The 12,702-nt window shown below is 39.4% G+C and carries 14 protein-coding genes and 1 pseudogene; 14 read left to right on the top strand and 1 reads right to left on the bottom strand.

The window, feature by feature from the left end; genetic code table 11:
• Positions 1–51 precede the first annotated feature (51 nt).
• The 13 genes and pseudogenes from ACZYRN_RS10865 to ACZYRN_RS10805 all read left to right on the top strand — a co-directional run bounded on the left by ACZYRN_RS10865 (position 52) and on the right by ACZYRN_RS10805 (position 10,622).
• Complete coding sequence (locus tag ACZYRN_RS10865; protein ID WP_488911600.1) at positions 52–399, top strand: DUF1360 domain-containing protein; 348 nt, start codon at positions 52–54, stop codon at positions 397–399.
• Positions 400–679: 280 nt separating this feature from the next.
• Entirely contained in the window at positions 680–1,303 is a 624-nt protein-coding gene (gene cdaS, locus ACZYRN_RS10860) for a sporulation-specific diadenylate cyclase CdaS (protein ID WP_488911598.1), read from the top strand.
• A gap of 107 nt (positions 1,304–1,410) precedes the next feature.
• On the top strand, positions 1,411–2,010 hold the full coding sequence (locus ACZYRN_RS10855) for a nitroreductase family protein (protein WP_488911597.1): 600 nt from the start codon (positions 1,411–1,413) through the stop codon (positions 2,008–2,010).
• Between the two features lie 70 nt (positions 2,011–2,080).
• Positions 2,081–2,749, top strand: a complete 669-nt coding sequence (gene rpiA, locus ACZYRN_RS10850) for a ribose-5-phosphate isomerase RpiA (protein ID WP_488911596.1) — start codon at positions 2,081–2,083, stop codon at positions 2,747–2,749.
• 85 nt (positions 2,750–2,834) lie between these two features.
• Positions 2,835–3,974: a Gfo/Idh/MocA family protein gene (locus ACZYRN_RS10845; protein ID WP_488911595.1), complete on the top strand. Its 1,140-nt coding sequence runs from the start codon at positions 2,835–2,837 to the stop codon at positions 3,972–3,974.
• Between the two features lie 307 nt (positions 3,975–4,281).
• Positions 4,282–4,725, top strand: a complete 444-nt coding sequence (locus tag ACZYRN_RS10840) for a MarR family winged helix-turn-helix transcriptional regulator (RefSeq protein WP_488911594.1) — start codon at positions 4,282–4,284, stop codon at positions 4,723–4,725.
• Between the two features lie 52 nt (positions 4,726–4,777).
• Complete coding sequence (locus ACZYRN_RS10835; RefSeq protein WP_488911593.1) at positions 4,778–5,719, top strand: ring-cleaving dioxygenase; 942 nt, start codon at positions 4,778–4,780, stop codon at positions 5,717–5,719.
• 16 nt (positions 5,720–5,735) lie between these two features.
• Positions 5,736–5,939, top strand: a pseudogene (locus tag ACZYRN_RS10830) (LLM class flavin-dependent oxidoreductase); the annotation flags it as partial.
• A gap of 317 nt (positions 5,940–6,256) precedes the next feature.
• Positions 6,257–6,619: a phosphoheptose isomerase family protein gene (locus ACZYRN_RS10825; protein WP_488911591.1), complete on the top strand. Its 363-nt coding sequence runs from the start codon at positions 6,257–6,259 to the stop codon at positions 6,617–6,619.
• 21 nt (positions 6,620–6,640) lie between these two features.
• Complete coding sequence (locus ACZYRN_RS10820; protein ID WP_488911757.1) at positions 6,641–7,702, top strand: GMC oxidoreductase; 1,062 nt, start codon at positions 6,641–6,643, stop codon at positions 7,700–7,702.
• 313 nt (positions 7,703–8,015) lie between these two features.
• On the top strand, positions 8,016–8,624 hold the full coding sequence (locus ACZYRN_RS10815) for an alpha/beta hydrolase (RefSeq protein WP_488911756.1): 609 nt from the start codon (positions 8,016–8,018) through the stop codon (positions 8,622–8,624).
• A 41-nt stretch (positions 8,625–8,665) separates the two neighbouring features.
• A complete protein-coding gene (locus ACZYRN_RS10810) occupies positions 8,666–9,097 on the top strand; it encodes a DoxX family protein (RefSeq protein WP_488911590.1) in 432 nt (143 codons plus the stop codon).
• Between the two features lie 238 nt (positions 9,098–9,335).
• Positions 9,336–10,622, top strand: coding sequence for a diguanylate cyclase domain-containing protein (locus ACZYRN_RS10805; protein ID WP_488911589.1), 1,287 nt, complete (start codon positions 9,336–9,338; stop codon positions 10,620–10,622).
• A gap of 244 nt (positions 10,623–10,866) precedes the next feature.
• Here ACZYRN_RS10805 and ACZYRN_RS10800 read toward each other — a convergent pair whose 3' ends face one another.
• Entirely contained in the window at positions 10,867–11,202 is a 336-nt protein-coding gene (locus ACZYRN_RS10800) for a 2Fe-2S iron-sulfur cluster-binding protein (protein WP_488911588.1), read from the bottom strand.
• 445 nt (positions 11,203–11,647) lie between these two features.
• On the opposite strand from ACZYRN_RS10800, the gene ACZYRN_RS10795 reads away from it, so the two are divergent.
• Positions 11,648–12,625: an aldo/keto reductase gene (locus ACZYRN_RS10795; RefSeq protein ID WP_488911587.1), complete on the top strand. Its 978-nt coding sequence runs from the start codon at positions 11,648–11,650 to the stop codon at positions 12,623–12,625.
• The last annotated feature ends 77 nt before the right edge of the window (positions 12,626–12,702 follow it).

Here is a 12,702-nt window from a genome sequence, read left to right as displayed (position 1 = left end):
GATTTTTTTGGCATTATCTAAAAGTAACTTCAAAATAGGGAGTCAAATCAAATGATGGAAATTTCGTGGATAAACCTCGTTATTTTAACATTGGCTGCGTTTCGTTTTACCCGCCTAATCATGTATGATGACATTACTTCGTTTATTCGTGCCCCATTTTTAACGATTACTACTGATTATGATGACAACAACGTAGAAATCACTCACAACATTGAAATTAAAGGTTCAGGGTTACGCTATTGGATTGGAACGTTACTTACGTGTCATTGGTGTGTAGGGATATGGTCTTCTATTATCATTGTAGCTCTTTATTACTACCTGCCGTCCTCTTATCCACTGTTATTAATGTTTGCAATCGCAGGAGCGGCCGCACTGATCGCCTCTTATTTAGATAAATAAGAGGAGTTTGTCGACTTACCATCTTCGCAAATTGTCCCAAAATAATTCACAGAATCCAATATGAACAATATATTGGGTTTTTTTTCATTGGCATTGCATAAATCTTGAGTAATGCCTTTCATTTAGTTTGCAAATCGTAGATAAATACTTACAACAGAAAAGAAGAATAAATCATGCTCATATAGACAAACTGAAAGTAAATGTAGAAGTCATCAACCATGTCACTTATTTGACAGGTTGCACAAATAACTAATCGAAGAAAATAAGGGAGGTGTGCTCCATGAATGATGCAAATTGCGACTTTTCGCCGATGAAACAAGGGCTAAAAGAAGAGATACGCCAAGTTATCATGACACTACATAATAATTTAGAAGCAATGGATCATGAAGATTATTGTCTTCTCGGAAATATTGAAAAAGTGAAGGAACGATTTATACATATTGAAATGAAAGCGGCCACCTTTTATTTAAATTGTTATTTGTCTCCGTTTACAGACAAATACCCGGAACTATCAAGATGTTTACAAAATATGTCCAATTCAAGACATGGTGCTTTAATTGTCATTACAAGAGAAGATGCCCTTGATTCTTTCATTCAGCCGGGTATTTCAATAGGAGCAGAATTGACCCACTCTTTATTAGAATCCATATTTTTTCCAGGGAATCCGCTCCATGATGGTGCTGTCATCGTCCGTCTTAATCAGATCGATTCCGCCGCGAATGTTCTTCCACTTTCAGAGCGATATACAGGTGATAAAAAACTGGGTACGAGACATCGCGCTGCTCTAGGATTAACTGAACGAAGTGATGCCCTTGTTCTCGTCGTCTCTGAGGAAACAGGGAGAGTTTCATTTGCCTTAAATGGCGAACTTTACCCCATTACTACATCGTCATCTCTTTTGTGAGGATAGATAATTTGACAATCCCTTTTTGTACGTTTAAAATTATTTTGAATATGAGATATTTATATTCAGATTAATTTAAGGAAAAACACTTAGGAGGAGAGAATGTAATGACAAAAGATTTTTACACAGCTCTTAAAGAAAGACGTTCTTACTATGGGATCAGCAAAGAGGTACAAGTATCGGATGAAAGACTAAAAGAAATCGTTGAATTTGCTGTGAAACATACACCATCAGCTTTTAACTCTCAATCGGCACGTCTTGTTGTATTAACAGGTGAAGCACATGATAAATTATGGAACATTACGACAGAAACGTTAAGACAAGTTGTCGGAGAAGGCGATTTTGAAGGCACTCAACAAAAAATGGATTCGTTTAAATCAGGCTACGGAACGGTATTATTCTTTGAAGATGAATTGGTCGTGAAATCTCTTCAAGAACAATTCGCTGCATACGCTGATAATTTCCCTATCTGGTCAAATCAAGCATCCGGTATGCATCAACTCGTTGTATGGGCAGCTTTGGAAGCAGAAGGATTAGGGGCATCTTTACAGCATTATAATCCGCTGATTGACGATGAAGTGAAAAGTGAATGGAACATTCCTGGTAATTGGAAATTGATTGCCCAAATGCCATTTGGTCATCCTACGGTTTCACCAGGAGAAAAAGAATTCCAGCCGCTTGAAGACCGCGTTAAATTTTACAAATAAAATGAAAAGTCTGATGAGGCATTCTCATCAGACCTTTTTTATTTCAAGATGATTGAAAGGAGAGACAAACGTGAATGAAAAAAAAGTAGTTGGTGAAAAAGCAGCAGAATTTATTAAAGATGGCATGGTAGTGGGGCTTGGCACAGGATCAACGGTGTATTACACGATCATCAAATTGGGACAACTTGTAAAAGAAGGACTCTCGATTCAAGGAATACCGACATCGCTTCAAACAGAGGAATTAGCCAAAAAAGCAGGGATCCCATTAGGAAATTTTAAGGAGATTGAGCAGATTGATGTCGCTATTGATGGGGCTGATGAAGTTGATGCTCATTTAAACTTAATTAAAGGCGGGGGTGGAGCTCTCCTGAGAGAGAAAATCATCGCCAAAGCAGCTAACACATTTATTGTAGTCGCTGCACCATCTAAAATGGTGGAAACATTAGGGACATTTCGCCTGCCAGTAGAAGTGGTTCCTTTTGGTGCCGAATTAACAGAGAAACATATTCGCAAACTAGGCTGTGCTCCTTATTTGCGTCAAATGAAAGACACTCCCTATAAGACGGATAATGGAAACTATATTTTTGACTGTGTCTTTCCAGGAATATCACAGCCTAAACAACTAGAAGAAAAGCTGAATATGCTTCCAGGTGTAGTCGAAAATGGTTTATTTGTTGGAATGTCTGATCTGGTCATCTCATTAGACCAGGAAAATAATGTTGTGTTCATCGAGCAGTGATAAAGACAAAACGGACTGCAGTCCAAGAAAGTACAGCTATGCCGCACAATCCATATAAAAAATAATAGGAATGAGGTAAACAAAGATGAGTGTAATAAAAGTTGGTGTAATAGGAATAGGAAATATGGGTAAATCACATGCTCTTCAATTGGACAAAGGATTAATTGATGGAGCTGCGTTAACAGCCGTTTGCGGCCGGAAGGATCAAATTGAATGGGCACAAAATAATATGACAGGCGAAGTGCAGTGTTTCGAAGACGAAGAAGCCTTTTTTAATGAATCAGGTATTGAGGCCGTCATTATTGCGACACCGCATTATAGTCACCCTGAATTGGCCATAAAAGCTTTTGCCAAAGGGATGCATGTTCTTCTTGAAAAGCCAGCCGGTGTTTATACAAAAAATGTGTTAGAAATGAACGAAGCAGCTGCATCGAGCGGCAAAGTATTTGGCATGATGTATAACCAGCGTACAAATCCCCTTTATCAAAAATTACGTGAGCTCATTCAATCAGGTGAACTAGGCGAAATCAAACGGACCAATTGGATTGTGACCGATTGGTACCGTTCACAAAGCTATTACGATTCAAGTAAATGGAGAGCCACATGGAAAGGTGAAGGTGGAGGTGTCTTATTAAATCAAGCACCTCACCAATTAGACTTGTGGCAATGGACGACCGGTCTAATGCCAAAACGTGTTCACGCATTCAGTCATCACGGAAAATATCATGATATTGAAGTAGAAGACGATGTAACCGCGTATGTCGAATATGAAAATGGGGCGACCGGTGTATTTATTACCTCAACAGGTGAAGCGCCAGGGACGAATCGTTTTGAAATCGTTGGCGACCGCGGGAAAATGGTTGTTGAAAATGAAGGGCTTACTTTTTATCGCTTAACACAATCAGAACGTGAATTTAATGCATCGTATACAGGAGGTTTTGGCGAGCCGGACTGTTGGAAAATAGACATTCCTGTAAAAGGGGAAAACTCAGGTCATAGAGGGATTATTCAAAATTGGGCAGATACGATAGGGAAAGGGACGCCGCTGCTTGCACCAGGAGAAGAAGGAATAAAGGGGTTAGAAATGGCGAATGCCATTTACTTGTCTTCTTGGTTAAATGAAACGATAGAATGGCCGATTGATGCAGACTTGTATTATGAAAAATTACAAGAAAAAATCAATCAGTCAACAATCGAAAAAAAGAATGGATCGAACCTGATATGAAGAAATAAAGATGAAGATGTTAAATAAAGGTGTCAGCCCCGACTACGTTAATCCTTTAGCATAGTCGGGGGCTTGATTATTTTAATGGGATTGAACGGGATCACAACATAAGAATGCCGCCGATTAAATCTCTTTCTAATAATTTCTAAAGCGATTAGTAGCCTTGTGTGGAAATTACTTGAACAAAAAGAACAATTTTTTCAAACGGGTCAAAATGAATAAATCTCGAATTCGAGACTTTTAACTTGATTTCTTTTCAATTGAGTAGTAAATTGATGATGAGGTTAGCGATGGGGAGGGAAACGAAATGCGTAATAATACGATAGGCTCGTTAATCTGGTTACGTTTAATGCGTTTTACAAACCAAAGTAACCAGCTGTCGAATGATTTTTTAAAACGATTTGATTTAACAACAGCACAATTTGATGTGCTCATGCAAATTCATGTATATCAGCCGCTCACTCAAATGGAGTTGGCTGAAAAAGTAACAGTCACGCAAGGTGGTATTTCCCGTATGCTTGCACGGCTTGAGAAAGAAGGCTATATTGTACGCAAGCAAGATTGGAAAACGAAAACGATTAGTCTAACTGCAAAGGGTGAAGCGATAATAGATACGGCTATGCCAGCCCAACTTGCGTTTCAATCGTCATTTTTTGACGATGTTTTAAACGAGGAAGAAACGAAAACATTGTACACACTGATGACACGTGTTCATAAACATAGCCAAAAAAAAGAATTACCGCCCGAGTAATTTTTTTACACCATCACTTGATTAATCAAGTTAAAAATAAGGAGGAATCACTATGTATAAAATTCCTGGACATCATCATATTTCGATGATTACAAAGAATGCTCAATTGAATAATCAATTTTATCAAAAAGTGTTAGGATTGCGCCGAGTGAAAAAGACCGTTAATCAAGATGATCCTTTTATGTATCACTTATTTTACGGCGACTTAACAGGCAGTGCGGGAACAGAGCTGTCGTTTTTTGAAATACCTATTGTCGGAAGAACAACTCGCGGCACAAATGCCATTACACAAATAGGCTTGCTTGTACCATCATATGAAAGTCTAGAATATTGGAAAAAGCGCTTTGAGCTATTAGATGTTAAGCACGGTGAAATGACCACATATGCAGGCCGAGCAGCGCTTCCATTTGAGGATGCGGAAGGATTACGCCTTATTTTACTGAATAATAACGGCGAAGAGATACCAGAATATTGGTCGGCTTGGGAAGATTCCATCGTGGAGCAACAGCATCGGATTTTAGGGATGGGGACTGTGGAAATAACCGTGCGCTATTTGGAACGAACGGCTAAAACATTAAAGGATATGTTTGGCTATGCAGAAGTGACTCGTTCAGAAAATGAGGCCATTTATCAGTCTGTTGCAGGGCAAGCATTTGGAGAGATTGTCGTCAAACAGAAAGAAGGACCGAGTGAAAAGCCAGGTCGAGGTAGTATTCATCATTTAGCAATCCGTGTGAAAAACGAGGAAGAACTCATGTTTTGGGACGAAGTAGTAAAAGAACGTGGTTTTCAGTCATCAGGCGTTGTCGATCGTTTTTACTTCAAAAGCTTATATTTCCGCGATTCGAATGGTATTTTATTTGAAATTGCGACAGATGGTCCTGGGTTCACCGCAGACTCAACGGTTGAAGCGTTAGGAAAAATATTAGATTTACCACCATTTTTAGAAGAACGACGTGCAGAAATTGAAGCAAAGTTAACACCGCTGGATTAAAAAGGAGAGAGTAAACGTGGAACAATATCGTATCGATACAAATAAAGGACTTGAATTCGGTTTATATTCGATTGGGGATCATTTACCGAATCCACATACAGGTTCAATGATTAGTGCCAAACAGCGTATTCAAGAATTGATTGAGGCGAGTAAGCTGGCAGATGAGGCAGGACTTGATGTATTTGCTGTCGGTGAAAGTCACCAAACGTATATTACAACAGCACGATTTGAGATTTAAATTCTAGTGTATATCGTTTTTTTTCACAGAACTACTTTAACAACTTCTTATTATCGTATCTAGTTTTAAGCGTCCATTGAATAAGAAACGGACAAACCAACTGGCCGCTGATTTAGCCGAAAAACGAAAAGACCAAAATTGAATTCATCTGTTTCGAACAAGGATAAAGAATATTAAATAAAGGTGTCAGACCCCTGCATAGTCGGGGGCTGCTCTTTTTATGTGAAACTTGACATAAAAAATAAGATGGCATGCATATCTTTAATCGAATATGAGGAGTACGAAAGGGAGTGCATGCTGTGGTAACTTATGCGGGCAATTGGATTCCGACAAAAACGCTGGAACAAATGTCAAAGACAAATTATGATGTCCTCATCGTGGGGAGCGGGCCTGGCGGGGGAGCAACCTTGCAGAGACTTTGTGAACTTTGGAAGGGTCGAGGTGCTAAAAAGATCGGAATATTAGAAAAGGGAGATAAGTTATTTCATTCCCATTCCCTTAATATTCCTACGCAAAATGTAAATACGGCACGAGACCAACTTCTTCCAGCAAATTCAACTCCTTTAGGCAAACGTTTACCTCAATTTTCCGGTGCCACAATGGTATATGCTCTTGGGGGAAGGTCATTGTTTTGGAATGCGGCGACGCCAAGGCCTATTTAATCTGAACTAAATAAATGGCCGATTCATCCTCGGGAATTAAACGTATATTATGGGATGGCAGAGAAATTAATGCATGTTACAAAGGATTATGCTAAAGGTTCATCGATGCAAAATGTTCTTTTAAAGCGGCTCCATGCAAACGGTATTGATGAAGCAGATGATATGCCGCTTGCTTTTGATATGACACCTTCCCGGCAAGGAGAAGTCCATTCGAATCCTTGGTTTAGCTCGATCAATGCTCTAGCCGCCGCCCTGTTTGATAAGCCATACGATCTCGCTTTAAATGCTTATGTCTCTCGAGTCATTGCAGAGAATGGGAAAGTGGCTGGTGTTGAGGTATTTTCTGCGGACAAGAAAGCTCATACGATCCGGGCGAAAAATGTAGTAGTATCGGCTAGTACGTTAGAGACTCCGCGTTTATTGCTTAATTCCGGGATTCAGGGTCCTGCTATTGGGCGTTATTTAACAGGACATGTGTCTATCATTGCCATAGGCACTATAAGTCGAAGACAATTTTCTGATAAGCTTGGCAACCTGGCTGTTTTGAAATTTGAGACAAACGAATCTCCTTATCAAATTCAAATTCTGGGGCCTGATCAATACTTTTCATACCAGCAATTCGAAGATAAAGTACTTAAAGATCAGCTTATGGTTGTCTATGCATCCTTTGGAAGGGTGGAGCCTCGAGCGGAGAACAGAGTGTACCTTGATCCATCCGCAAAGGATGAATTCGGTGTACCGCTGCAGCAAGTTCAATATTCTTTAAGCAACAAAGACCGTCAAGTAGCCAATCAAGTTGCACAAGGCATTAGACAGTCTGCAGCTGCTATGGGAGTGACTCTTGATGAGTCTACTTTGACACTTCGGCCTCCTGGAGCAGATATGCATGAGGCTTCCACATGCCGAATGGGTGATGATCCAGCAACTTCAGCGACAAACCGCCACGGTCAAATACATGGTGTTCAAGGTTTATATGTAGCTGACAACAGCGTTCTGCCAACACTAACTGCGGCTGGCCCCGTTCTTTCTAACGTTGCTCTAGCCATAAGACTGGCGGATCATATTGCTCGTCAATCAGGGTAACGCTTTGAGATGAATGGTCATTACGTAAATGAAAAATGCCTTAATCCACTAGGGGATTAAGGCATTTTTTGTTTGTCGATCATCTTGTCTATTTCAGAAATTATTCAATGTTACTTTTTCTTTACTCATCCACCATCAAAACACGGATGAAAGAATAAAATGCTCTTGACACAAAAGAATACATGTATTATTATTATCTCATATTAGAGATTATTTAATTCGAGATAAATTATTGATTGATGGTTAAGATAAAAAAATGATACTAAGCCATTATAAATACTGTGGAGGTTCGTGTTCTGGAGGGAGATAAATGATGAAACATATTTTTAATAAGGGAAAAGATCTGACTAAACCAACGTTACTATTACTTCATGGTACTGGCGGAAATGAATTAGACTTGTTACCTCTTGTGGGGAAAATTGATGATCAAGCTTCTATCTTAAGTGTTCGTGGAAATGTATTAGAAAATGGAATGCCTCGATTCTTTCGAAGATTAGCTGAAGGTGTGTTTGATGAAGAGGATCTTATTTTCCGTACAAAAGAATTAAATGAGTTTCTTGATGAAGCAGCAGAAAAGTATGGTTTTAACCGAAATAATATTATTGCAATTGGTTATTCAAATGGTGCTAATATAGCTGCAAGTTTATTATTTCATTACCAACACGCATTAAAGGGGGCAATTCTTCACCATCCAATGGTACCCAGAAAAGGAGTTGACCTTCCTGATTTGTCAGGAAAGTCTGTGTTTATTGCTGCTGGAACAAATGATCCAATATGTTCGCCCGAAGAATCTACTGAACTTCAGTCTCTGTTGGAAAAAGCAAACACTACTGTACAAATCCACTGGGAAAATAGAGGTCATCAATTGACTGTTGAAGAAGTGGAAGCAGCAGCGAAATGGTATCGGGAAGTTACGTTTTAATTTTAAATATTAATATATATAAGAATTTTGGAGGTTTAATAATGGATTTGAAAAACGAAGTAGGAGCATTTATTTTACGTGTAGTACTAGGGTTAATATTTTTTGTTCATGGTTTAGTTAAATTTCAAGATGGCATAGAGAATACAGCAGGCTGGTTTAGCAGCATTGGGTTACCAGGATTTATGGCATATGGAGTGGTAATAATTGAATTAGTTGGTGGGTTGGCTTTAATTATTGGCTTGGGAACAAAAATCATTTCTGCTTTATTGGCAATACTGATGATTGGGGCAACACTTAAAGTAAAGCTTGCGGTTGGTTTCTTAGGCAATGGGCAAATGGCAGGTTACGAGTTGGATTTGGCATTGTTAGCAATGGCATTATATCTTGCTATCAGCGGAAGTAAGTGGTTGTCATTATCTCATTTGCTGTCTAATAGAAAAAAAGATGCAGATACTATTAAAAGAGCAGGTTAATTACTTTAATTAATAGCAACATGAATAAAGATGATCAATCTGCTGTGAAGCATCAAGCAAAACAAAACGCACATTGACAATTACCAAATGGATCAAAAAAGGCTAATCAGCCAATAAAAAGAGCCAATCAATTTTTCGATTGGCTCTTTTTAGCGCTTGTTACAGTTGAACAAGCCGCTTTCGAATTTTTGACAAGCATCATCTTATACACTGGAACTATCGGGATGGAGGAATGAAAGTGACGGATCAAGCTAAGAGACGCAGGGAAATCGAAAGAAAACCGACAATGGATGAATACCAATTGATTTGGGAAAATACAAACGACGCCATCTTTATTTTACGAAATGACGGCGCGATTCTTCAAGCAAATCCAGCTTTAACTCATATTTTAGGCTGGAGCTTGGAGGAAATTGCCGGTTTCTCAAGACCTCCTTTTTTCATGGAAGATTTCACTCCGGAAGATCATCAGAAACAACTCAATGGATTGAGAAGCGGGGAGAATATTCCTTATTTTGAAACAAAGCGAAAACATAAGGATGGCACGGTAAAAGAGATCTTGGCATCCTATCGAGTGATAAATAAAGATGACGTGTTAGCAGTGGCCATGTACAAGGACATAACAGAGGAAAAGAACACTCAACATACACTTAAAATGACTGAGAATTGCTACCGAACATTAGTGGAATACTCTCCGGATGCCATCTTAGTTCAAAGGGAAGGTAAGTTATCTTTTGCTAATCCGGAAGCAGTTAAAATACTAGGAGCCAAAAACCTTGAGCTGATTATCGGAAAGTCGATCGGGGATTTCATTAAATCGGGTAGCGCAGAGGATAATAGTAACTTTACAAAGGTTTTTCAGCATGGGGAAATAGCAAAAATGGAACCGACGATTGAAAAGCTAGTTCGATTTGACGGGACAAAAATATGGGTGGAAATCATTGCAATCCCTGTGCAATATGATGGAGGGACGGTCATTCAAGCTATACTTCGAGATGTAACAATAAGAAAGTATTATGAAGATCAGTTGACATACATGGCAACTCATGACCCTATGACAGGGGTCATAAATAGAAGTTCATTTATGGAGATTTTGGATAAAACGATTGAAAAAGCAAATGGATCAGGGGAGACGTTTGCCGTACTGTATATTGATATGGATGAATTTAAAGACATAAATGATTCACTTGGTCATGGGGCCGGAGATAAACTGCTTATACAATTTGCCAAGAGGATGAAGGAAAATGTTCGTAATCGAGATGTGGTAGGAAGAATTGGCGGCGACGAGTTTCTTATTTTAATAAAAGAGGTAAATAGGGAAAAAGTAGAAAGTATGGTAAAGAGAATGCGACATCATTTTTGCCAACCTTATTTGATCAAAGGGGAAAAAGTTCTTTCTACATCGAGCATCGGTGTTGCCATGTATCCAGTTGATGGGGAGAGCTCAAAAAGGTTAATACAAAATGCGGATCAGGCACTTTATAAGGCAAAGAAAAAACGAAATCATTTCGAGTTTTATACTAAATGACCCAAGAAAACCGTGCTTATCATTATCCAGTCTTCTTGGGGCGTACTCCTTATTTATCCCACTTTTTGGGGCCCTTAATTTTCAGCTTAAATGTATACCCTACTAGTGACACGTATAATGAAATCGATTCATATGTTCCTGTTTTATGTACATAACTAACTGAGAGAAATAAACCACTCAAAAGAAGAATGGTTAAGCAGGTTACATGCTTACATTGTGTGTTGATGTAAAATACCGGCTCTATTTAGTCAGCCGGCCTTGGACCAGCGGCTTTTCCAGTGTTCTCGACGGTCATGACCGGGCGAACGGTAATATCTCCATTCACAATAATTTGACAGGATAAACGCAAACAATCGTCAAATAAATGATCGTCCATTCCTTTATCCGTAAAGGCTTTCTTTTCCTTATTGGTTGCATCTAAGTAATCACCTGCCAGAACCTCTACTCGGCAAGTCGTACATTTTGCATTTCCTCCGCAGCGATGAAGGATATTTATATTGTTATCTTCCAGTGCTAATACTAACTTTTTCCCCATTTCTACTTCAAAAGTTTCTCCCCCATATACCGTTACGTAAGGCATGTTTTCCACCCCAGATAAAATAATATAATCAGTATAGTTATTCACTTCTTTCGCATCTTTAAGACATGAAAGAAGATAAATAAATAATTTTTCTGTGACCAATCTGACTAGAGGGGTGTATTTCTCTATTCTGCTTCTTCGGCCTCCCGAAGAATGGCGGCTTTTTTTCGCATCCACATATTCATCGTTTGATGGATTAGAAAAGAAAGCGAATGGTCAGAAAATGGGATGAGCGGCCAGAAATGAAAAATACATCGTTTTCGATAATCAATAAACGTGCCTTTTTAGAAAAAAACAGGAATCATCCGTAAACTATTGGAAAAGCAAACGCTTATTGAGAAGTTAATCACGACAAATACGAACGGCTTTTGTAAAATAGAGATGTGAGTAAAAGGGAAAGAATGATAGGGAAGTATACCATTTCTTTATAGAGGAGCAGATAAACATGAACTATCGTCGTCTTGGAAAGAGCGGGCTCGAAGTATCGGTTTTGGGACTAGGAACAAATGCGTTTGGAAAACGGGCGGATGAAGACACGTCTATAAAGATTATCCACCAAGCGTTGGACAGCGGCATTAATTTTATCGATACGGCAAATATTTATGCGAATTCAGAATCAGAAAGAATTATTGGAGAGGCTCTCGTTGGGGGAAAACGCGAAAACGTTGTATTAGCGACAAAAGCTGGTTTAGTGAAAGGGAAAGGGCCAAATGAAAGTGGTTCATCCCGCTATCATTTGCAGCAGGAGCTGGAAAACAGTTTGAGACGTTTAAAAACGGACTATATTGATTTGTATCAAATCCATACATTTGACCCGTATACCCCGCTTGAAGAAACGCTGCGAACGTTAGAGGATATGGTTCAAGCAGGGAAAATTCGATATATTGGCGCCTCCAATTACGCCGCATGGGAGTTAATGAAAGCGCTCGGTGTCAGTGAAAGAACAGGATCAAGTCGGTATGTTTCCACTCAATCTAGTTACTCTCTCGCAGATCGGACACCTGAAAACGAACTTATTCCGCTCTGTTTGGATCAGGGTGTAGGAATTATACCTTATTTTCCATTAGCTGGCGGCATCTTGAGCGGCAAGTATAGTTTAACGAATAAAACGCCTGTAAGGTCGAGAGCGGACACGGATCCGAACTTTCGTAAATTTCTGGCGGAGAGAACGATTAATCTAGGAGAAAGTGTAAGTCGCCTAGCGGCAGAACACGGGTATACGTCCAGTGCAATATCGCTTGCATGGCTCATGGATCGACCTGCTGTCTCTACCGTGATTGTAGGAGCGACACGCACCGAGCAGTTGGAAGAAAACGTGAAGAGTCTCGAGATTCATCTTGATGCGGTCGTCACAAAACAGCTAAACGACATGAGCGATCCATTTCGTCACGGCGAACCCTTTGCACTTTACCGTTTGTCTTAAATAAAGAGGACCATCCCGGTTCACTGATCAGTGACCCGGGATGGTCCTCTTGCTATCTGCCGCCATTGATACTTTCA

Source organism: Domibacillus sp. F004, assembly GCF_057814295.1.
Note: the sequence above shows the minus strand (reverse complement) of the source record. Positions and strands in the feature narration are given on the sequence as shown.